Here is a 20,145-nt window from a genome sequence, read left to right on the forward strand (position 1 = left end):
CCTTATTAATCCTTGAATTGGTCGATGTCTAGCTCTTCAAATTGAGACAACAAATCAGCATCGCTGCTTGCTTTGCCCTTTGTCTGACGAGGTTCTTCAGCCATAGATGATTCAAACTCATCTTCGATCTCTGGCTCCATTAGGCCAAGACGGTTCATCAGTACTTCAATTCGGTCAAGTTTCTCGTCAACGTATTTTTGCAGACCTGCACCCAAGTTTTCACCGCTTTCAATACGATCAAGCAATACGTTAAGCTGTGCATCATTTTCGAGCATTTCAAGTTCTTGCTCAGCAGATAAACGACGCTCTTGTTTACTTGGCTTTTTCTTATCATCAACGATAAGTGGGATTTTTTTCTTGCTACCTAAACGCGGGTCTAGCTTTGCTGCGCTGCCTGCCTGTTTGGTTTTTGAACCTTCTGAATGACGACTGCCAGACTTCTGGCCTTTGCGCTTTTTCAAACGCTTGCGTAAGCGACCTTCCACATCCGATTCAGTGCGGTTGCGTGTAACAATTACAGGCTCTGGATTCGCGCCTGGCTTTCTCGATTTTTTCTTACGACTCATTACGTAAGCTTCCTCAGTAAAATGACATCATTACCAATGAATTCTAACTCCAGCCCATCTCTTTGTGCCAAATACACAAAGGTGGCTCGACTAAAGAATACAACGTGGGTTTGGTCGTTCTTGTAGTGCCATTTGGCAAAGGCATCCACATCAACCACCATTTTAGTCATTAAGCCTAACCATCCCGCAGGCTTAATGAGCGATAACCATTGTTGCCAAACTAAGTCTGGCTCATACAAGTGCTCAATAACTTCCGTTGCTGTGACGAAGTCATAGCTATTATCTAATACCGAACTCTCTGGATAATAGTACAAATCATACAGCGACATGTCATAGCCTTGCTCTTCGAACATCAAAGACAAGGTTGGGCCCGGGCCACAGCCAAAATCGAGACCTTTTGAGCCTTGTGATAATCGTTCTTGTAGTGGTGAGACTAGTCGAGATAAAAAACGTCGATAGCCAGCATCACTAGGATCATTGATATGAAGGTCATAAATCGCTTTTTCCGCGCTCGCATCAAGTCGTTGCTGCCTTGGTACAAACACCAACTGACAGGAACCACATTGCAAGTAATCTCGCTTCTTATCGCTGTGATAATGGTGTACAGAAAGTCCCGCACACAGTGGGCAAGCTTCCACAATTTATCTCCTGAACGATACAAGGGTGCGAAACATACCAGAAAGTGAGCACGGTGGGGAGTGGAGACGGGTATTTTTTCTACAATTTCATCAAAAACGCGTAGAATTTAAGGCAGAGAAGTCGTTTGCTTATCTGCCTTAGTGCTATTACATCCAATCAGTGTTGCGAATAATACCAACCGCAACCCCTTCAATAGCAAGGTGCTGAGCAGTTAGATCGACTTCAATCGGAGAAAATTCTTCGTTTTCTGCATGCAGCAATACGGTCGCGCCTTTGCGCTCGAGTCGTTTTACCGTCACATCGTCATCGACACGTGCAACCACCACTTGTCCATCACGAACATCCTGCGTTTTATGTACTGCAAGTAGGTCGCCGTCCATAATACCGATGTCCTTCATACTTTCGCCATTAACACGCAGCAGAAAATCAGCTTGTGGTTTAAACATGCTCGGATCAACTTGGTAGTGTGCTTCAACATGCTCTTGCGCCAAAATAGGCTCACCCGCAGCAACTTGACCAATCAATGGCAGGCCAGCGTCTTCGTTCGCTGCATCTTCAAGCAGAATACGAATGCCTCGAGATGCACCAGGGATAATTTCAATGGCTTTTTTACGTGCTAGAGCTTTTAGGTGTTCTTCTGCCGCATTCGCAGAGCGGAAACCCAACTCTTTCGCGATCTCGGCACGAGTAGGTGGCATACCTACATCGTCTATTTTGCTTTTGATTAAATCAAAAACTTGCTGTTGTCGTGGCGTTAGCGGCTTCATAATTCACCTGTCTGTTTATACAGTTAACTGTGAGTATATCCAGTAATGGTTTAATTGCAAAGACAATTGGTTGTTTTTTTAGCGGCTTAACACCATATCTAACTCAGACAGAGCAAAAAACACCGAATTAGGATGTAACGAGTTTTTTCATTAAAAGGTAAGACCAGTTTCTGGTATGCTTGCACCGCTCTAAATATAGTGCCTAGGATTAACACACTACAATTCATAGTATGTGTGCTTCTCAGGCATTGTTTCTTTCGAACAAATTGAGGCTGTGAACCTTTATGTCTTCAGGACAATCACTGTTCCGTTCCTTTCTTAAACTGCCAATGTCGGTATTGGTAAAAGGGACGGCGATTCCATCTAACCCTATCGAAGACCACAATATCGATGCAACGAAACCTGTGGTGTACGCCCTTCCGTTTAGCTCCAATGTCGATCTGCTCGCATTACAAGAGCAAGCCTTGGCCGTTGGGTTACCGGATCCATTAGAGCCTATCGTGCTCAATGGAGAAGAGCGTAGTCGCTTTGTCTTCATCGCCTCAAGACCAACTCTCATTAGTAGCGACCAGAACGTTCCGAACGAATCCATCGCACTGTTTTCTGACTTGCTTAAAGAGCACGAGAAAGACCGTGAACTTGATGTTCAGGTTATTCCGACCACCGTTCTTTGGGGCCGTAAACCTGGTAAAGAAGAAACACCAAAGCCTTACCTGCAACCGATGAACGGTCTGCAAAAAGCCTTCGCGGTTATTGCTTCAGGTCGGGACTGCATGGTGCGCTTTAGCCCAGTAGTGTCGCTACGCTATATGGCAGATTCACATGGCACGGATGAATCTATCGCTCACAAACTGGCGCGTGTAGCCCGTATCCACTTCTCAAGACAGAAGTTCGCTGCCTCTGGTCCTAACCTGCCAAACCGCCAAGTACTATTCCATCGTTTACTCAACTCCCAAGTGATTGAGCAAGCGATCACAGACTACGCGAAAGCTAACGATATTAGTGAACAAAAAGCACGCAAAGAAGCTCATCAAATCATGGATGAAATTGCTGCTGACTTCTCATATAAGCTGATAAAAAGTGGCGACCATATCCTTCATTGGCTGTGGAACAAACTCTATCAAGGCATCAACGTCAATAACGCTTCTACCGTGCGCCGTTTAGCGCAAGACGGTCATGAAATTGTTTATGTACCTTGTCACCGTAGTCATATGGACTATCTATTATTGTCCTATGTTCTTTACCGTGAAGGCATGGTACCACCGCACATTGCTGCGGGTATTAACCTCAATTTCTTCCCAGCAGGGCCTATTTTCCGTCGTGGTGGCGCGTTCTTTATTCGCCGCAGTTTCAAGGGAAATAAGCTTTATTCGACGATTTTCCGCGAATATTTGGCAGAGTTATTTGCCAAAGGCTATTCCGTTGAATATTTCAGCGAAGGCGGTCGTTCACGTACTGGCCGTTTACTGCAAGCAAAAACCGGCATGCTGGCAATGACGATTCAAGCGATGTTGCGCGGCCTCAACCGCCCTGTCACTCTAGTTCCCGTGTACATTGGTTATGAACATGTGATGGAAGTGAGCACCTACGCCAAAGAGCTACGTGGTAAGCGCAAAGAAAAAGAGAATGCAGGCCAAGTAATCAAGACCATTCGTAAACTGCGCAACTTTGGTCAAGGCTATGTGAACTTTGGTGAGCCAATTCCACTCAATCAATATCTCAATGAAGCCGCGCCAAACTGGACGCAAGACATTGATCCAATGGGCACCAGTAAACCACAGTGGTTGGTACCTGCAGTAAACGATCTTGCGACCAAGATGATGACTAACATTAACGATGCTGCGGCAACTAATGCATTAACGCTGTGTGCCACAGCCTTGCTTGCCTCACGTCAACGGGCGTTATCTCGTGACAGCTTGGTGTCACAGATTGATTGTTATCTGTCGCTGCTTAAGCATGTTCCTTATTCACAAACTAGCACGCTGCCTAACGATTCAGCAGAAGAATTGGTAGCTCACGCCGAGTCATTGGACAAGTTTGTCATTGAATCTGATACCTTAGGTGACATTATTTCCCTAGATCGTCACCAGTCGATTCTGATGACCTACTATCGCAACAACATCATCCACTTGTTTGCATTGCCATCTTTGATCGCACAAATGTTAATCCGCCAACATAAATTGTCACTTGAAGCTATCAAGTACAATGTGGAAAAGCTTTATCCTTTCCTCAAGAAAGAGCTGTTCTTGAATCTAGACCAGGCAGAGTTGGAACAGGCCGTCGACGGCATCGTTGCAGAACTTGAGCGCCAGCAACTGGTCGTGGTGGAACAAGGTTTTGTCTCAATGAACCAATCCAACACTCAAACCTTGATGTTACTAGGTAGAACGATTTCCGAGACGCTTCAACGTTATGCGATTTCACTTAATCTACTGGCCAGCTACCCTGAACTAGGCAAGAGTGACTTGGAACAGAAGAGCCAAGAAATTGCCCAGCGTCTTGGTCGTCTTCATGGCATTAATGCTCCGGAGTTCTTTGATAAAGGAGCCTTTGCAGCTCTGTTCAGCACCCTGAAAGAACAAGGCTACCTTGATGTAGAAGGTAACTGTGATAGCGCCGCTACCGAAACGTTAGCTAGCCTACTATACAGCTTGCTCTACCCTGAGGTGAGATTAACTATTCAGGAGAGTGTGCATCAAAGCGATGTAGAAAATGCTATAGAACAAGCACCTACTTCTGAGTAAATCCCATAAATAACAAAGGCGCTATTCAATAGCGCCTTTGTTTTATTCTCTATCTTGCTACGGCCAAAATGCTACTAGCAAACCGATCGTCACCACCATGCCTACATAGTTGTTATTGAGGAAAGCTTGGAAGCACGGCATTCGCTCACGCTGTCTAATGAGCCATTGTTGATAAACAAACAATGCCCCAGCCACCAGCAAGCTCCAATAATAACTCGCACCGAGTTCATACCATCCACCCAATGTGTACAGCATAAGTAACGTGGCAAACTGCAATAAACCAATGATGAGTTTGTCACGGCGACCAAACAAGATTGCCGTCGATTTGATCCCTACTTTTAAGTCATCGTCACGATCAACCATGGCGTATTGAGTATCATAGCCAATGGTCCAAAGGGCATTAATCACAAAGACAAACCAAACCATAGGTGGCAGCTCATTTGCTTGTGCAGCCCACGCCATCGGAATAGACCAACTGAAAGCCAGTCCTAAAAACAATTGCGGTAGATGGGTATAGCGCTTCATAAATGGATAAATAAACGCTAAAAATAGTCCAACAAACGACAGCTGTATCGTCAGAGTATTCATCGTCAATACAAGGATAAACGACGCAATAGCGAGGAAAAGGAACAGCGCTATGGCTTCTCTTGATGACACCAAACCTGCTGGAAGCGGTCTAAGTTTGGTGCGTTCTACATGACCATCCACCTTGCGATCTGCAAAGTCGTTAATCACACAACCCGCACTGCGCATCATGATCACCCCCAATGAGAAAACCACTAATACATGCAAATCTGGTATCCCTTCGGCCGCAAGAATCAGTGCCCAAAGTGTTGGCCAGAGCAGCAGTAACGAGCCGATGGGTTTGTCCATTCGCATTAACTGCCAATAGGCTTTTGCCTTTGCCGAGGTCATTATTCACTCTCCATGTTATAGACCGGCGAATCGGGAAGAAAAAGCTCCGCGACCAATATTGGATGTCCTGAGACCCACAAACGAGAACGACGAGCAAACAAGTCCCCTTGCGGAGTCGAGATCATAGCCACTTGCAGTGCATCACGCTTAGTATCTGAGCTTGAAAACACGGTGACCCCAATAGGTACAGTTCCTTGTTGTGAAATGTCGTATTGGCTTCTATCCATGGCATCGAGCGACATCAATGTGCGACCGATGACCCAAGGCACATCATCGCCTGATAGCACCACCTCTCGTAGCCAGCAGGCTTCGTGATCAAGTAACTCCACTTCTTCATGTGACATGCATTGTGGAGTACTGGCTTCGTTGCGCACCACTTCTACTGCGAAGTGATCACAATGAGCACTTAATTTATGTGACAAAGAGCCCTGCTCTGTTAACCATTGCAAGACATTATCATTGGTAAATCGAAACTGTTCTGGAGATTGCCATTGAGCGTGGCTTAATACTTTCAGATAATCGAAAACTGAATCATTCATTTTGCTATTCAATAACACGCGCTTAAGGCGTACAATCATTATTCTTCTGAATGGCGTATTGTACCACTCGAAGAGGCCATAAACTCTAGTTGTATCGTGCTATTGTAACAAAATTAGGCTTATGGAATATCGGCTAAATGGAGTTAGAAAGAGAGAAATATGCGTAAACGTTACCTAAGCCAGTTTTTCCTTATCATGGGCTTGACTGTCACATTCCCTGCTCTTTCGGCAGATCCTACTGCTCCTAGCCTCGCTTATTTCACTTTAGAACCAGAGTTGACGACGAACTTTTATACTGAAGGCAAGCGACTCGGTTATGTTCAAGTACGAATCGACGTTATGGTCGCAGATGCCAGCGACCTTGTTATTATTGAACACCATCAACCACTTATTCGTGATGCGGTTGTAGAGCTACTCGGTCGTCAAAATGCAGATGTCATCAAATCTCTGGCTGGTCGAGAAGAAATTCGTCACGCCTTAGTTGAGAATCTCAATAACCTACTGTTAGCAGAAACCGGTAAGGCCGTCATCGCCGACCTTTTATTTACCAAATACTTATACCAATAGGAAGCGCAACCTAACGCGCTTTCAAACGCTGGCTGTCCACCAATCCTAATACGATACCGCTTACTAGACCAGTTAAGTGCGCCATATTGGCAATCGCCAAGAAAGGTTGAAAGAAACCGAGAATAAGCCAAACTAACATAAAGCCTACGATCGGCTTTTGAATGATGAGACCAAGCTCAGGTCGTTTCCAAGTGAGCATCCAAAGATATCCCACCAACGCATAAACTACGCCTGACAGACCGCCAAAGTTTGCTCCCTCAACCCAGTATTGTCCGGTTCCAGACACCGCAGCCGATATCAAAAATATCTCAATAAGCTTCACAGAGCCAAGACGTTTCTCAATATCGCCTCCGAGCTGCCACCACCACAATAAGTTAAAGATGATATGTAATGCCGAGAAATGCAGCAGTGCGTGAGTAAACCAACGCCAGATTTGCCATTGCTGTCCGTCGAGAGCAGGGAAATGCAAAGATGCAAAGATCGCTTCCCCCCAACCAAGCTGCTGCAAGATAAAAATCACTGAACAGATGAGCATGATACTCAAAGTCACCACGCCGGCTTTTGCCTTAAGCAGCGACATAAAGCTGGGTGTCTGATAATGGAATTTATTCTGACGCGTCTCTGCCATGTCCCAAGAAGAGGCTTGGTACTTCGGATGATTAGGTTCGGTCAGGAATTGCTTGAGTTCGGCCTCCGCCTCGACTTGGTCTTCACTATGTATCAGCCACAAGGCAAATTGACCACTTCCTTCAGGCATCATTTGTACATCAATCTTTCTCGATGCCATATAATCGATAAATGCCTGACCCATTCTCGGGTTTTGAATCGTGATCAATCTAATCATAGTTATTTCTCTATTGGTAATTCGGCGCGCTGCCAAGCCTCAAAGCCACCATCAACACTATATACCTGCTCAAAACCTTGGTTTAGCAAATATTGCGCCGCACCTTGGCTACTGATGCCGTGATAGCACATAACCAACACTGGCGACTCAAACTCCACTTGCTGCATGAAATCAACAATGCTGTCGTTGGTAAGATGAAATGCACCCGAGGCATGTGCCACGGTAAATGCCTGAATATCACGAATGTCCACCAATCGTGCTTCTGAGTCACTGCTCAGTAGTTGATGTGCGTTGACCACATCGATGTGTTGAAACTGCTCCATAGAGTCTAAACCTTCACTTTCTTTGTGCACCAATCAATATCAAATTTAGTTTGGATTCGATGCTTTTTATACGTTGTTATTTCACGTCTGATAGTATCACTATTCAGTGTTGTCAAAGTACCGATAATCAATAAGGTTATCCACTTAAGCTTAAAAAACCACCATCTGTGTGTAACTCTGTGGATTGCGTTGATAAGGTGCTTTTAGATCCAACGATCCACAACATCTAGGTATGATCTTGATCTATCTGTGTGTAAAGCAAAAGGTATCCCCAGTACCAAAAGCGCTTCAATCGACCGTTTATCGCTGCTTTCTGACAGTTGGTAAATAATTTTGTCACAGACTTATCCACAGACCACAAGTGAAAAATGTGATCACATAATTCGATCGTTTTGATTCTCAGATCAAAAGTAAAAAGGCCGAGATCTCTCGATCTCGGCCTTAATCATTTATTCTGCTTTAAATTAAGCTTAAAACTCGCCGACGGCTGCCTTAAGTTTCTTCATTGCGTTCTTTTCTAACTGGCGAATACGCTCCGCAGACACACCGTAGGTATCGGCTAAATCTTGCAACGTAGATTTGTTGTCATCCAACCAACGAGAACGCACGATATGTTGGCTACGCTCATCAAGCGTCGCAAGCGCGTGGCCTAAACGGTTATTGGTGTGAGTTTCCCAGTTCTGAGCTTCAAAGTCTTCTGCGAGATCTGAGCTCTTATCTTCAAGATAAAGCGCAGGTGCAGTGTATGAACCGGTATCGTCATCATCGTTTTGCATTTCAAACGTTGAATCTTGAGCCGCGAGACGTGATTCCATCTCTCTGACTTCTGATGGCTCGACTCCCAGCTCTTTTGCTACCGTTTCTACTTCACCATTGTTGAACCAACCTAAGCGTTTTTTCGACTTACGTAGGTTAAAAAACAGTTTGCGCTGAGCTTTAGTCGTCGCAATCTTCACGATACGCCAGTTACGTAATACGTATTCATGGATTTCCGCTTTAATCCAATGCACCGCGAAAGATACCAGTCTTACCCCTACTTCAGGGTTGAAGCGCTTCACAGCTTTCATCAGACCAATATTGCCTTCTTGAACTAAGTCAGCCATAGGAAGCCCATAGCCAGAATAGCCACGAGCAACATGAACAACAAATCGTAGATGAGACAAAATCAGCCCTTTCGCTGCCTCTATTTCACCATCATAGTGTAATCGCTCTGCTAGTTCACGCTCCTCATCAGCCGTCAGCATTGGGTAGCTGTTGACTGAGCGGATGTAGCCATCGAGGCTATCTTGTGTCACTAATGCCATTGGATACGCTTGGTTTGCCATTCACTTCCTCATTCGTGTCGAGTGGGATTAACGCCTTCTCAATCCATCAATACTGAACCTTAATAGGCTGAGATTCAAGAAGGGGTTTGTAATTATGCATAATCAATTGGTCTAAACAAGGGTAAATGCCGATTAAATTTCATTCATTAATAGGTATTTTCTGCCCAGATGGGACTGAGCTCCCAATATCTCACTGAATAACTACATAATTATTAATAGTAACGTACAAGCGAACAATTGTTACACTCTGCGTCAGGATTGAGCAGCTTTGCCGCTCAATCAATATTCTGACCTGAGTTTTCTAGACCGGTTCAATTTCTTTTAAGTGACGCTTAGCTGAAATTCTTGCTGCGCCTGTCCCCAAGAATAGTCCGAGCATCAGGATTAGCAAGGTCTCGTCCCAGCCGAGGCCAAGGAGTCGGAAATCACTATCATACAGAGTAGCAAGGTCGGTCACAGCGCTATTGAGTAGGACTGTAATCAACGCCGTCAACAACCAAGCAACAACCGCACCTAACAACCCAAACCACATACCTGAATAGAGATACGGCCTCAAAATATAAGCATCGGTCGCACCAATCAATTTCATGGTTTGAATGGCTTCTTTATTGGCTAATACGTTAAAGCGCAATGTATTGCCCACAATCAAAAATACAGAAACCAACATCAGCACCGATAACGTCACGACTAATGTTGAGGCTAAGGTTTTGATTGCATCAAATCGACTCAACCAATCTTCATCGCGGCGAATATCGGTAATCTCTTCTTGAGTACGCAGTTTAGCTACTAAGTCTCGGTCAGTCTGTACGTCGGCATTCACTGGAATAATGGTAAGCACCCCAGGAAGCGCATAACCGTCAAGCAAACTCAGAGCCTGATCCAGACCAGAGTGCTCACTGAGATCAGCTAAACCCTCTTGCGGCGTAATGTACTTAACCGAACTGACCTCTTCCCAACCTTCAATTGCGTCTTTAAGTACCAACACTCTTGCATCTGGCACACCGACGGAAATAAACGCGGTGACTTGCGATTGGCTCGCCACGTTAGAGGTCACTGCCACGACGTTCTTACCTAGCAGGTAAAGACAAGCTGGCATGGTTAGCGCCATAGAAATAACCGCCAGAGTTAGAATGTTACCCAATGGACGCTGCCACATCTCTACTAAAGACGCTTTTGCCTGCTTCCAATGCACAGTAAAGAAATTATCCGACTTTAAACGGTGCTTCTTTGGCTTGCTATTTTTACGCTTAAACACCATCACTGACCTCACTTAAGAATCCTTGGTTCAGTTCAAGGTAACGATATTGAGGTCTGGAGCGAACCAAATGGATATCGTGCGTCGCCAACAAAATGGACACGCCTGCGCGGTTAAACTCTTCAAATAGCTTTAACACTTTGTTGGACAATTCAGGGTCTAAGTTACCAGTAGGCTCATCTGCTAATAGCATAGTGGGTCGGTTCACAACCGCTCGCGCGATACCCACACGCTGCTGCTCACCACCGGACAACTGACTCGGCAGACATTTGGCCTTATCCAATAAACCCGTTTTATCTAGTGCTGCGGAAACTCGACGCTTGATTTCATTTTCAGAGATAGACTCGATACGCATTGGCAACGCCACGTTATCAAATACACTGCGATCCATTAGTAATCGATGATCTTGAAATACGATACCAATGTTACGACGAAGGAAAGGGATATCCTTTGATGGCAAACGGCTGATGTCGTGATCGTTAAATAGGATACGACCATCGGTTGGTCGTTCAATCGCACAGATCAGTTTTAGTAGCGTACTTTTACCTGCGCCAGAGTGGCCGCCTAAAAACGCCATTTCGCCGCGTCGAAGGTGAAAATCCACTTTTTGCAACGCTTGTCTACCACCGCGGTAAGCCTTGCTCACTTGCTCAAATTTGATCACCGAATCATTCCCCTGATTGGATGCCTATTTTTGACAAGGGATGCTGCGCATCCCTTGAGTTTTACTTAGTCTTCTCGGCTAAACAGTGCGTCGATAAAGTCTTGTGTTTCAAATGGTCTCAAATCGTCAATACCTTCGCCCACACCAATATAGCGGATTGGGATTTGGAACTGGTCAGCTAAGGCAAAGATAACCCCACCTTTCGCGGTTCCGTCTAGCTTCGTCAGCGTAATGCCCGTCAGCGGTGCTACGTCGCTAAACAGTTTCGCCTGGCTAATCGCATTTTGACCGGTGCCAGCATCTAGCGTTAGCATGATTTCATGCGGTGCCGACTCGTCAATCTTCTTCATAACACGGACGATCTTGCGCAATTCTTCCATTAGGTTGGCTTTGTTTTGTAAGCGACCTGCGGTGTCAGCAATCACAACGTCAACGCCGCGCGCTTTTGCGGCTTCAATAGCATCATAAATTACTGACGCACTATCCGCGCCAGTATGCTGAGCAATAACCGGTACGTCATTGCGCTCACCCCATACTTGAAGCTGCTCAACAGCTGCAGCACGGAAGGTATCACCCGCAGCCAGCATGACTTTCTTACCTTGGGCTTGATACTGCTTAGCAAGCTTACCAATGGTGGTTGTTTTGCCAACACCATTAACCCCTACCATCAGTATAACGAAAGGCATCTTAGTACTATCAACTTCAAGAGGCTTCTCTACATGGCTTAGAATCTCTGCCATTTCCTCTTTAAGCAGACCATACAGAGCTTCACCGTCTTTAAGATCAGCGCGAGAGGCTTTTTCAGTTAAGCTATCAATAATCTTAACCGTGGTGTTCATACCAACGTCAGCAATTAACAGCTGCTCTTCAAGCTCTTCAAACAGCTCATCGTCGATCTCTTTGCCTTTGAATAAGCCAAAGAAACCTGCACCAATATTGGCTTTTGTACGACTTAGGCTACGCTTTAGGCGCGCAAAGAAACTCTCAGTTGGCTTCTCTTGCTCTTGAACTCGAGCAATCACTTCTGCTTCTGCTTCTGCTTCTGCTTCTGCTTCTGCTTCTGCTTCTGCTTCTGCTTCTGCTTCTGCTTCTGCTTCTGCTTCTGCTTCTGCTTCTGCTTCTGCTTCTGCTTCTGCTTTTTCAGTGTTGATTTCCGCTTCAGGTATTGCAACCTCTTCCGCAGTTGTTGGTTCCTGCTCTACCGTTTCAGGGGCTGCTTCTGCGGTGACCTCAACATCACTACTTTCTTGCTGCGGTTGTTCGGTTTCAACGTCAGCAGATGTCTCTTGTTGTTTTTGCGGTGCTTGCTCTTCATCACCAAAGCCAAGCCACGAGAGTAACCCGCGTTTTTTCTTTTCTGTCATCTGAAACTATCCTGAATACTGTCTTTTCAAATGGTCTTAAATTCGGATTTGCTTAAAACGCTATCTATTTACGACAAGCGATGCAAAAAATAATTGCGACAAAGCAGTGAAAACTTTTGTCAGAGATTGGTACACTTCGTCACTTATCCAATTAAGCTCTTTAATGAGCCCGTTATAGTAACACTTAATTGTCGGTCAAAAAATCTATGGTTAGACGTCGCAAGCAAACTCCATCACAAAAACCGTCCCAGAAGACGACATCTCGTTCAGGCGCCACTCGCGGGGGTAAGGCACCAATGGGGAGTGTGCGCATTATTAGCGGACTGTGGCGCGGACGAAAACTGCCGGTTCACGATGCAGAAGGACTCCGTCCAACCACCGATCGAGTCAAAGAAACGGTGTTTAACTGGTTAGCGCAAGATATTCCACACGCTAAGGTATTAGATCTTTTTGCTGGCTCAGGCAGTTTAGGATTTGAAGCGGCTTCTCGGCAAGCCGCGCAAGTTACTATGATTGAGCTCAACGACAAAGCTTACCAACAAATTATCAGCAATGTAGCGCTTGTTAAGGCAGACAATATCGTCACCCATCACGGCAATGCACTTAGCTTTTTAGACCAACCAGGACAACCACACGATGTGGTGTTTATTGATCCTCCATTTCGTCAAGGCTTGCTACCAGAAGTGATTCAAAAACTTGAAGATAATGGTTGGCTTGCCGACAATGCGTTAATCTATATTGAAACGGAAAAAGAATTACAAATCGACGTCATCCCAGAGCACTGGGATCCATTAAAAGAAAAAACGGCGGGTCAGGTTTGTTATCGATTATTTGAGAGGGAAACAAAATGAAAGCACTGTTAATGCTGGCGAAGATCGCCTTTGGATTTGTTTGGTTTGTATTGATACTAAATATTTTCCATCCATTCCCAGGAAAAGGTGCGATAGCGCTGTATATCATGACAGCCTTTCTGTTCTTAATGCATGGTGTGCAGATGGCCATTTTCCTTGGCGCCTTTGGTGACAAGCTCAAGCTAGGCACATGGGAAAAATACTCTATTCTAGCGTTCGGTATTTTCGCTCTGCTCGATATTAGACAAAAACACATGATGGGACCTACTCCCGATAAAGCAGAAGATACTGAAAACAAATAAAAGAAAAGCCGCGAATGCGGCTTTTCTTTTTTAACTTCCCAAGTAGCTCTTTATCCCATCTAAGAACATCTGTGTCGAAATCATAACGAGCAGTAAGCCCATCAATCGCTCGACCGCTTTCAGACCTCTTTCTCCTAACAACTTATGGAAGAAGCTATAGAACATCAAAATAAAGAAAGTAGCGCCCCAAGCGATGAGAACTGCAAACGACAGGTCCGTCAGACTGTCGGGGTTTTGTGTTGATAACAACAGAATGGAGGCGATCACTGAAGGCCCAGCAATCATCGGGATAGCCATAGGAACAATAAACGGTTCGTCACCCGCCGCCAAGCCAGCCACACTGCCCGTCTGTGGGAAGATCATTCTTATCGCAATGATAAATAGAATGATACCACCAGAGATACTCAATGTTTCTGGTTTAACATGAAGGAAAGTCAGTATGCTCTGCCCCGCAAAAAGGAACAACATCAGAATGAGTAGAGCGAAGCATAACTCGCGTACTAGAACTTTCCGCCTTCGTTTCGGATCTAGATGTTTTAAGATGGAAAGAATAATAGGGAGATTGCCGAGCGGGTCCATGATGAGGAACAACATGGTCGCCGCGGAGAGTATATCCATGAATACAGCCTGCTAACGATAGATTTTCGTGAAGTATAGCAGGCTTAGTTGTCGTCTTTTAGTCGAAACAATCTCGTCTAATGAGAACAAACTCTCTCTATGTTTAGCTCCCATACTCCCTGATTCTCAATCACTTTCTGCTTTTCAACAAAAAAGGCCAACAGCGAATCAAGGTCAAAGCCTTCACGGCTGCAAGTGCGGAAACGAGCTTCAGTTCCAAATTGCTCGATAACGGTTTGTTCTAACTGTTCGCGTGTCATTGGTTGTTCACGTAACAGATTAAGCACTTTATGAGCATGGATAGCAGCGGTCATTTGGTAATCCTCATTAAATCAACGATTGAATATTAACGTTAAAGTGGTCCCTTCCGTGATGATCTACCTCAATCGCACACTTTTTTTGTGCTAGCTAATCGCAGAAGCCACGATTAACGCATGAGCTAAATAATAGCTGCCAGAGATGGCATAGCGCGCACGGCGCGAGTGAAAACGATATTTATCTAACGCCAATAACATGGCAGATAGGGCCATGGTGAGCGCTCCCAAGAAGCCTAATATAGATGACATGCCACTTTGTGCTAACCAGGCTTCACCTGCTGCACATACTAAATGCACTAAAGAAATGCCCATCACGGTCACTGGAACCAGAAATGAGTCAAGGCGAGGTAACAGTAGAAAAAAGGTGACTATAGCGATACATAGCATCAAAGCGGGCAACCACAGCACAAATTGGCTATTCACCTGTCCCCACATCGCCCAGCCATAGAGAGATTGAGCAATTAGATACCCAACAAAACTAAGCTTGGCAAACCGAGTGTATTGACCAGAAGCATCACTAAATAAGAAGACAACTAACCCCAGTAGCACCAAAAGCTCATACTTGGTTTCTAAACCTGAGGTCGCCAACAGCACAATTAGTAAACTATGAGTCAAAGCGCTAAAAAGCACACTTCGAGACTTATCGCCTTTTTCTACAGCAAAAATAAACAGCAAACACGATAAAGCTATCGCCAGCCAACTCCACATACACACACCTAATTCTTGTTATCCACGCCAGTGTATGGAGCTCACTTTTGCTGTCCAGTAGTAAGGTTGAAAAGTTGGACTTGCTTTAAATTAAATAAGATTGCCGTTGACAGTGGGCCAGATCATCGAAAATGAACTGACTCTTGTTAATCATTAGCTAAAAAACAAAAGCAAACGTTTTCCCTTTAACATAGAGATCGGAAGTCAGTTTCCACTAATGAACTAAAACCAGCGAAGAGAACTACGAAACAAAAAGTCACTAATATCTTTATATTTCAATACTTAAAAGATTACAACCAAGAGTCCACTGCACTTAGACTATAGTTCAAATTGCAACTTTTCTTCTCTTATACTAAGAATTTTTTGCCCCTCACTCTCACTGAACAAGATTTTCTTCAACATCCTGACCACTTACCAACACAAAGCTCACTTAGACCAAACAAAGCGATCGAAGACAATATAATCCAAAGCTTTAATAATAATCAATTTTGTGATCTATATTTTTTCTTTAATATCATTAAGTTAAAAACAACAAACCATCAAAAACACAACATTGAACAGATTTAAAGCTACGAAAATACACTGTTTTATTGACCATTAATCGCTAGTTAATGGAAAGAAAACTGCAAAAAATAGAAGATATTCACTTTCTAACTTGCCAAACATTAAAAAACAGTGCTATTCTGTTTAACAAGATAGGAATTCAAGAAAGGAGCAGTGTTATGATTTCATCTTCTCAGAAGCAGGGTCTAGTGATGATAGCCGTCGTGGTTGGATTAATGACACTGCCGATTCTTTACTAGCCAACGCTAGAAAGACAAAAAAAGGGACGCTTTCGCGTCCCTTTTTCATTTTAACTATTTACTTAGATAAGATATGGAGCACTTTTTCCCAGTGCACATAGTAAAAGCCCATCGCAAGCAATGTGATCAGTGCCATCAGCCACATGGCTGTGCGCCAAATAAATCGGCTGCTCCTCGGGGTTAACTCCTGTTCACACTCATCACAAGCTCTCATGAAACCAGATTTATCATCTAGCTCATAATCATCTTCATGGACTATTTTATTGCGGATAGTGGCAATATATCTCAGTTTGCTAATGACATCATGCGGCAGCCGTTCTTCACAGCTTGAGACAAGTTGATGCAAACCTTTTCCATCAGCACGATATTGCTGCCTCAATAACTTCTCTAAGCGTCTCGTTCGCAACACTACACTTTCAATGTCAGACATAAGCATCCCTCCCACAACCAGCAAAAATGTGAAAATAGGTGCGCTGGCTACTATCCAAAGATTTCATTCACTCCATTGTTAACTATCTGTATTAAGAATTCGACAATTGTTAGGTAAATTCAAGTAAAGATTTAAGCCTAAAAATGCGATTTTTTGTGTGATATGACCCTAAAATTGACTCGATGGTCGGGAGTTGCAGATTATTTTCTTCTGAATATGTGCGATCTTAGTTCCAGGCCACTTAGACATACGAGGTTTACATGCCTATATCACTGGTTATTATTCTCATCGTTTTGATCATCCTTGCTGGCTATCTTTTTGTTTATGTACAAAAAAAACACACTGTGGGTGTTAATGCTCCAGAGAGAAAAGCGGCAGTCACTATCTTAGATAAACAAGTCGTCGTTACCGACGATCCTACCCAAGAAGATGAATATTGGATTTACATCCAGAAAGGAACATTTGGTCCTAAACGCGAATTTCAAATTGGTGTTCATTACTATCACCACCTCAACCCAGGTGATAAAGGAGAGTTAACCTATCAAGGGGACAAATTCCTACACTTCTCACTAACTCGCTAATTTATTTAGCTTTGCTAGTAAGACTCATGCTAGCTTTAATTATCTAACTAAACATGGAAGTGACTCATGGATCTGCGAGTAAAGCTAGGTCAGCATTTATCTGTTGCGCTTATCACCATTTTGTCGGCTGGTTGCAGCGCAGCCTATCAAGGAAGAGTCAACGACGCTGAAGTCCATCTTGTCGACTACTTTCAGCGTTCAGAAGGCGCTCAAGCTCTGATAGATAACATGGATAAGCTAAATATCGATCACGCCTATGTTATGGGGCTACCTGTTATTAAGAAGTGGGATGCCTCTGCTCCTAAAGCACCGCGTTTTGTCTATGGCGATGATACCCCGGTCTACTATTATTCGCACACAGACGAATTGATTGCCCGCGAAGTTGAAGCGTTACCCGCGGTAAGCCAAGCCAGATTACATCCTTTCCTGAGCGGCTTTAATACTACCGATCTCAATGCCGCAGAGCTTATTGAAAAGGAACTCAAGTATCGACCTGGTTTCTGGCAAGGTATTGGCGAAGTGATTACTAGACATGATCATTTAACAGCTTTGACTGCCGACGAGAAACCGCGCGCTAATCACCCTGCGTTGCAAAAAGTGTATCACCTCGCCGCACAATACGACTTGCCCGTGCTGTTGCACACCAATATCACGTCGCAAAGAGAAGATAATCCACTTTATTTACAAGAACTCGAGCAAGCATTAAGCACCAATCCAGACACCCGCTTTCTATGGGCTCACGCAGGTACCACGTCCACTCTAACTCGCACTATTAAAATGAAGTTTCTCTATGAAACCGTCTCAGATTTACTCAGCGAGCATGACAATCTCTATATTTTGGCGTCGTGGACTCTGATCGACGTCATGATGCCAGAGGGCAAATTGGATCGACGCTGGCTAGCACTGATAGAGGCTTACCCAGATCGATTTATGGTTGGCAGCGACGTAGTTGGAGCATTTGGTTATCAGCAAACCGCACTAAGCACTTGGCATCCCATTTTGTCAGCGCTGCCTAAGAACATCGCAGACAAAATGGCCTACCAAAATATGTTGGACGTACTTCCCAAGACTCGCTAGCTAAGCGATTGCATTTTTTGACTCCAGCGCTGCGCATCTGCCAGCGCTGAGAACACCTCATTTTGCGACAAACCTAAATGCGCTCGATGACGCTCCACACCTTGCCAGTCTGCCATTTCAAAGCACTCTCCTAGAGACAATAAACAGCCATACGGACCTTCACGCTCCAAAAGTGCGCCTTTAATCTCATTAGAGAGAGGAAGCTGATGCAGCAACTTATCTAAGGAGAGGTCCATCAAAGCATCTAAGATAGAAAACAAACCAATCATAAAGGCTTGATCCCGGTGCTGTTTGAATTGAGGGTGTTTGGTCATCAAACGGCAAAATTGAGCTCGTTGCAATGAAAGTTCATACAGTGCCTTCGGCTTATTACTAGAAATAAAGGATGCAACCGTAAGAGAGACAAACAATTTAAGCTTCTCTTGACCGAGATAAATAAGTGCCTGGCGAAAAGAGGAAATTTCAGAATCTAAGCGAGGACTGAGCGTATTCACAAATTGCAGCAGCTTATAAGAGAGCGTCACGTCTTTAGAAACAATTTGCTCAACCTTATCAAAGTCGACTTCAGGTACACACACTTGCTGGAAAAGCTCCATGGCCACCAACTGCTCAGAGCTGATGTAAACTTGCTTCTCCATAATAGGCTTACTAAAAAAGAAACCTTGGAAAAACTTAAAGCCCGCTTGTTTAGTCAGTAGAAACTCTTCTTCAGTCTCAACACGTTCAGCAAGGTAGTGACGAGGGCTTCCTTTCGCCTTTTGTTGTATAACAAAAGCACACGCTTTCTCTACACCCATCGCCATAATGTCTAGCTTTACAATCTGCACAAACGGCAAGAATCGCTCCCAAGCCTCTCTGTAGACAAAATCATCAAGCGCTATCATATAGCCCAGTTGATGCAGTTCTTTGACAACCTGATAGAGCTCGTCGTTAGGCTGGCAAGTCTCTAGGATCTCAATCACCACGTTCTGCTTGGGCAAAATTAACGGCAAGCGACGTATAAGGCTCTGGTGTGGAAAGTTAATAAAACATCGCGACGCAGTGATGCTAGGGTTGGTCCCTAATGACAGATAGTTCTCTGCTATCAGTCGATAGGTCGCCCTATTCGCTTCAACGTGTGCAGGAAACGCGTTTTTTTCGCCGTCTCGAAAAAGAAGCTCGTAGCCTAGTGTATGACGACGAGCATTAAAAATGGGTTGGCGAGCAACGTAAGTAGCGTACATATCTAAGCCAATCAGGCTATGATTTTGCGGCGGCCAGCAGCGCACCACAACCGACAAACATCGAACCAAACACCTTGTTTATCTTCGCCATGATACGGTCAGAACGAATAAAACGCCCCATTTGTGACGCTAGGGAGGTATAGCCAAGCATGACCATTGCATCAATCGCCACCGTGGTCACACCCAGAATAGCTAGCTGTGTTACTTGATCACCATTCGGATCAATAAACTGAGGAAATAACGCCACCAAAAACACAATAGATTTGGGATTAGTCAGGTTGATAAAAACCGCACTGCGCATCAAATTCCATGCACTGCGATTATCCTGCTCTGCCATTGCGGTAACCGACGACGTATCACGCCATTTTTGAATGCCCAACCAAATCAAGTAGACCACGCCAATCCATTTAATCACGCTAAAGGCAATCGCCGATTGAGCCACTAGTGCTCCAATGCCCGCGCCAACGAGCACGATATGTATCGCCAAGCCTATCTGCAGTCCAGCAATCGCGGCTAACGACTTACGCGTCCCATAACTGATACCATTGCTAATCGAGTTCACCGTACCAGAGCCCGGCGCTAAACTAAAAACAATCGCAGTTACGACGTACGCTAACCAAACATGATAATCCATTGTATTTCCTTACCACTGATTTATTCGTATCCTAGTAATGAGGATAGTGGGCAAAAAGCATTCTATTCGATTCAAAAATATCGAAAAAA

General features: G+C 44.5%; 23 protein-coding genes. 6 read left to right on the forward strand and 17 right to left on the reverse strand.

Annotated features, from left to right (window positions below; all coding sequences use genetic code 11):
- Positions 1 to 5: 5 nt before the first annotated feature.
- From yihI to lexA, 3 genes are all read right to left on the reverse strand, one after another.
- Positions 6 to 566 carry a Der GTPase-activating protein YihI gene (gene yihI / locus HOP38_RS15525; protein WP_006074973.1) on the reverse strand — a complete coding sequence of 187 codons (561 nt, stop codon included), beginning with the start codon at positions 564 to 566 and terminating at the stop codon, positions 6 to 8.
- Entirely contained in the window at positions 566 to 1,204 is a 639-nt protein-coding gene (locus HOP38_RS15530) for a class I SAM-dependent methyltransferase (protein ID WP_031493661.1), read from the reverse strand. The genes yihI and HOP38_RS15530 overlap by 1 nt, the downstream gene beginning before the upstream one ends.
- A 147-nt stretch (positions 1,205 to 1,351) precedes the next feature.
- Positions 1,352 to 1,972 (reverse strand): transcriptional repressor LexA, encoded by a 621-nt coding sequence (lexA, locus tag HOP38_RS15535; RefSeq protein WP_006074971.1) that lies wholly within the window; start codon positions 1,970 to 1,972, stop codon positions 1,352 to 1,354.
- A 284-nt stretch (positions 1,973 to 2,256) separates the two neighbouring features.
- Between lexA and plsB the strand changes: the two genes are divergently transcribed.
- On the forward strand, positions 2,257 to 4,716 hold the full coding sequence (gene plsB / locus HOP38_RS15540) for a glycerol-3-phosphate 1-O-acyltransferase PlsB (protein ID WP_198558443.1): 2,460 nt from the start codon (positions 2,257 to 2,259) through the stop codon (positions 4,714 to 4,716).
- 57 nt (positions 4,717 to 4,773) lie between these two features.
- Here the strand turns inward: plsB and ubiA are convergent, their stop codons facing one another.
- Both ubiA and HOP38_RS15550 read right to left on the reverse strand, forming a co-directional pair.
- The gene (ubiA, locus tag HOP38_RS15545) at positions 4,774 to 5,631 is read right to left on the reverse strand and encodes a 4-hydroxybenzoate octaprenyltransferase (RefSeq protein WP_006074968.1); all 858 of its coding nucleotides are present in this window, start codon (positions 5,629 to 5,631) and stop codon (positions 4,774 to 4,776) included.
- Positions 5,631 to 6,170, reverse strand: coding sequence for a chorismate lyase (locus HOP38_RS15550; protein ID WP_031494467.1), 540 nt, complete (start codon positions 6,168 to 6,170; stop codon positions 5,631 to 5,633). Before HOP38_RS15550 ends, ubiA begins: the two co-directional genes overlap by 1 nt.
- 159 nt (positions 6,171 to 6,329) lie before the next feature.
- Between HOP38_RS15550 and HOP38_RS15555 the strand changes: the two genes are divergently transcribed.
- Positions 6,330 to 6,737 (forward strand): flagellar basal body-associated protein FliL, encoded by a 408-nt coding sequence (locus HOP38_RS15555; protein WP_038231123.1) that lies wholly within the window; start codon positions 6,330 to 6,332, stop codon positions 6,735 to 6,737.
- A 10-nt stretch (positions 6,738 to 6,747) separates the two neighbouring features.
- On the opposite strand, the gene glpG is transcribed toward HOP38_RS15555, so the two are convergent.
- The 6 genes from glpG to ftsY form a co-directional block, all read right to left on the reverse strand.
- Positions 6,748 to 7,581 carry a rhomboid family intramembrane serine protease GlpG gene (glpG, locus tag HOP38_RS15560; RefSeq protein WP_198558444.1) on the reverse strand — a complete coding sequence of 278 codons (834 nt, stop codon included), beginning with the start codon at positions 7,579 to 7,581 and terminating at the stop codon, positions 6,748 to 6,750.
- A gap of 2 nt (positions 7,582 to 7,583) precedes the next feature.
- The gene (gene glpE / locus HOP38_RS15565; protein ID WP_006074964.1) at positions 7,584 to 7,904 is read right to left on the reverse strand and encodes a thiosulfate sulfurtransferase GlpE; all 321 of its coding nucleotides are present in this window, start codon (positions 7,902 to 7,904) and stop codon (positions 7,584 to 7,586) included.
- Between the two features lie 470 nt (positions 7,905 to 8,374).
- Positions 8,375 to 9,229 carry an RNA polymerase sigma factor RpoH gene (gene rpoH, locus HOP38_RS15570; protein WP_038231119.1) on the reverse strand — a complete coding sequence of 285 codons (855 nt, stop codon included), beginning with the start codon at positions 9,227 to 9,229 and terminating at the stop codon, positions 8,375 to 8,377.
- Positions 9,230 to 9,530: 301 nt separating this feature from the next.
- Positions 9,531 to 10,487 (reverse strand): permease-like cell division protein FtsX, encoded by a 957-nt coding sequence (gene ftsX, locus HOP38_RS15575; protein ID WP_006074723.1) that lies wholly within the window; start codon positions 10,485 to 10,487, stop codon positions 9,531 to 9,533.
- Complete coding sequence (gene ftsE, locus HOP38_RS15580) at positions 10,477 to 11,148, reverse strand: cell division ATP-binding protein FtsE (protein WP_038231118.1); 672 nt, start codon at positions 11,146 to 11,148, stop codon at positions 10,477 to 10,479. The genes ftsX and ftsE overlap by 11 nt, the downstream gene beginning before the upstream one ends.
- 65 nt (positions 11,149 to 11,213) lie before the next feature.
- The gene (gene ftsY, locus HOP38_RS15585) at positions 11,214 to 12,512 is read right to left on the reverse strand and encodes a signal recognition particle-docking protein FtsY (RefSeq protein ID WP_198558445.1); all 1,299 of its coding nucleotides are present in this window, start codon (positions 12,510 to 12,512) and stop codon (positions 11,214 to 11,216) included.
- A 206-nt stretch (positions 12,513 to 12,718) separates the two neighbouring features.
- Between ftsY and rsmD the strand changes: the two genes are divergently transcribed.
- The gene (gene rsmD, locus HOP38_RS15590; RefSeq protein WP_006074719.1) at positions 12,719 to 13,363 is read left to right on the forward strand and encodes a 16S rRNA (guanine(966)-N(2))-methyltransferase RsmD; all 645 of its coding nucleotides are present in this window, start codon (positions 12,719 to 12,721) and stop codon (positions 13,361 to 13,363) included.
- Positions 13,360 to 13,665 (forward strand): DUF1145 domain-containing protein, encoded by a 306-nt coding sequence (locus HOP38_RS15595; protein ID WP_124940425.1) that lies wholly within the window; start codon positions 13,360 to 13,362, stop codon positions 13,663 to 13,665. The genes rsmD and HOP38_RS15595 overlap by 4 nt, the downstream gene beginning before the upstream one ends.
- A 30-nt stretch (positions 13,666 to 13,695) precedes the next feature.
- Here HOP38_RS15595 and HOP38_RS15600 read toward each other — a convergent pair whose 3' ends face one another.
- From HOP38_RS15600 to HOP38_RS15615, 4 genes are all read right to left on the reverse strand, one after another.
- A complete protein-coding gene (locus tag HOP38_RS15600; protein WP_124940426.1) occupies positions 13,696 to 14,283 on the reverse strand; it encodes a YhgN family NAAT transporter in 588 nt (195 codons plus the stop codon).
- A 77-nt stretch (positions 14,284 to 14,360) separates the two neighbouring features.
- Positions 14,361 to 14,597 (reverse strand): YecH family metal-binding protein, encoded by a 237-nt coding sequence (locus HOP38_RS15605; RefSeq protein ID WP_038231115.1) that lies wholly within the window; start codon positions 14,595 to 14,597, stop codon positions 14,361 to 14,363.
- Positions 14,598 to 14,687: 90 nt separating this feature from the next.
- Positions 14,688 to 15,308: a lysoplasmalogenase gene (locus tag HOP38_RS15610; RefSeq protein ID WP_198558446.1), complete on the reverse strand. Its 621-nt coding sequence runs from the start codon at positions 15,306 to 15,308 to the stop codon at positions 14,688 to 14,690.
- 861 nt (positions 15,309 to 16,169) lie between these two features.
- Entirely contained in the window at positions 16,170 to 16,541 is a 372-nt protein-coding gene (locus HOP38_RS15615; RefSeq protein WP_006074713.1) for a hypothetical protein, read from the reverse strand.
- Positions 16,542 to 16,801: 260 nt separating this feature from the next.
- Here HOP38_RS15615 and HOP38_RS15620 point away from each other — a divergent pair, with 260 nt between their 5' ends.
- Positions 16,802 to 17,122: a DUF2500 domain-containing protein gene (locus HOP38_RS15620; RefSeq protein ID WP_031494782.1), complete on the forward strand. Its 321-nt coding sequence runs from the start codon at positions 16,802 to 16,804 to the stop codon at positions 17,120 to 17,122.
- Between the two features lie 66 nt (positions 17,123 to 17,188).
- Positions 17,189 to 18,199: an amidohydrolase family protein gene (locus HOP38_RS15625; protein ID WP_198558447.1), complete on the forward strand. Its 1,011-nt coding sequence runs from the start codon at positions 17,189 to 17,191 to the stop codon at positions 18,197 to 18,199.
- Here HOP38_RS15625 and HOP38_RS15630 read toward each other — a convergent pair.
- Positions 18,196 to 19,422: an EAL and HDOD domain-containing protein gene (locus HOP38_RS15630; RefSeq protein WP_062463207.1), complete on the reverse strand. Its 1,227-nt coding sequence runs from the start codon at positions 19,420 to 19,422 to the stop codon at positions 18,196 to 18,198. The genes HOP38_RS15625 and HOP38_RS15630 overlap by 4 nt on opposite strands.
- 16 nt (positions 19,423 to 19,438) lie before the next feature.
- Positions 19,439 to 20,056, reverse strand: coding sequence for a homoserine/homoserine lactone efflux protein (rhtB, locus tag HOP38_RS15635; RefSeq protein WP_063605188.1), 618 nt, complete (start codon positions 20,054 to 20,056; stop codon positions 19,439 to 19,441).
- Between the last annotated feature and the right edge of the window lie 89 nt (positions 20,057 to 20,145).

Source organism: Vibrio mediterranei, assembly GCF_013364395.1.
Lineage (GTDB): Bacteria > Pseudomonadota > Gammaproteobacteria > Enterobacterales > Vibrionaceae > Vibrio > Vibrio mediterranei.

Coding starts and splice junctions, on each gene's coding strand:
- yihI (WP_006074973.1), bottom strand. CDS start 566: ATGAGTCGTAAGAAAAAATCGAGAAAGCCAGGCGCGAATCCAGAGCCT.
- lexA (WP_006074971.1), bottom strand. CDS start 1,972: ATGAAGCCGCTAACGCCACGACAACAGCAAGTTTTTGATTTAATCAAA.
- plsB (WP_198558443.1), top strand. CDS start 2,257: ATGTCTTCAGGACAATCACTGTTCCGTTCCTTTCTTAAACTGCCAATG.
- ubiA (WP_006074968.1), bottom strand. CDS start 5,631: ATGACCTCGGCAAAGGCAAAAGCCTATTGGCAGTTAATGCGAATGGAC.
- HOP38_RS15550 (WP_031494467.1), bottom strand. CDS start 6,170: ATGAATGATTCAGTTTTCGATTATCTGAAAGTATTAAGCCACGCTCAA.
- HOP38_RS15555 (WP_038231123.1), top strand. CDS start 6,330: ATGCGTAAACGTTACCTAAGCCAGTTTTTCCTTATCATGGGCTTGACT.
- glpG (WP_198558444.1), bottom strand. CDS start 7,581: ATGATTAGATTGATCACGATTCAAAACCCGAGAATGGGTCAGGCATTT.
- glpE (WP_006074964.1), bottom strand. CDS start 7,904: ATGGAGCAGTTTCAACACATCGATGTGGTCAACGCACATCAACTACTG.
- rpoH (WP_038231119.1), bottom strand. CDS start 9,229: ATGGCAAACCAAGCGTATCCAATGGCATTAGTGACACAAGATAGCCTC.
- ftsX (WP_006074723.1), bottom strand. CDS start 10,487: ATGGTGTTTAAGCGTAAAAATAGCAAGCCAAAGAAGCACCGTTTAAAG.
- ftsY (WP_198558445.1), bottom strand. CDS start 12,512: ATGACAGAAAAGAAAAAACGCGGGTTACTCTCGTGGCTTGGCTTTGGT.
- rsmD (WP_006074719.1), top strand. CDS start 12,719: ATGGTTAGACGTCGCAAGCAAACTCCATCACAAAAACCGTCCCAGAAG.
- HOP38_RS15595 (WP_124940425.1), top strand. CDS start 13,360: ATGAAAGCACTGTTAATGCTGGCGAAGATCGCCTTTGGATTTGTTTGG.
- HOP38_RS15600 (WP_124940426.1), bottom strand. CDS start 14,283: ATGGATATACTCTCCGCGGCGACCATGTTGTTCCTCATCATGGACCCG.
- HOP38_RS15605 (WP_038231115.1), bottom strand. CDS start 14,597: ATGACCGCTGCTATCCATGCTCATAAAGTGCTTAATCTGTTACGTGAA.
- HOP38_RS15610 (WP_198558446.1), bottom strand. CDS start 15,308: ATGTGGAGTTGGCTGGCGATAGCTTTATCGTGTTTGCTGTTTATTTTT.
- HOP38_RS15615 (WP_006074713.1), bottom strand. CDS start 16,541: ATGTCTGACATTGAAAGTGTAGTGTTGCGAACGAGACGCTTAGAGAAG.
- HOP38_RS15620 (WP_031494782.1), top strand. CDS start 16,802: ATGCCTATATCACTGGTTATTATTCTCATCGTTTTGATCATCCTTGCT.
- HOP38_RS15625 (WP_198558447.1), top strand. CDS start 17,189: ATGGATCTGCGAGTAAAGCTAGGTCAGCATTTATCTGTTGCGCTTATC.
- HOP38_RS15630 (WP_062463207.1), bottom strand. CDS start 19,422: ATGTACGCTACTTACGTTGCTCGCCAACCCATTTTTAATGCTCGTCGT.
- rhtB (WP_063605188.1), bottom strand. CDS start 20,056: ATGGATTATCATGTTTGGTTAGCGTACGTCGTAACTGCGATTGTTTTT.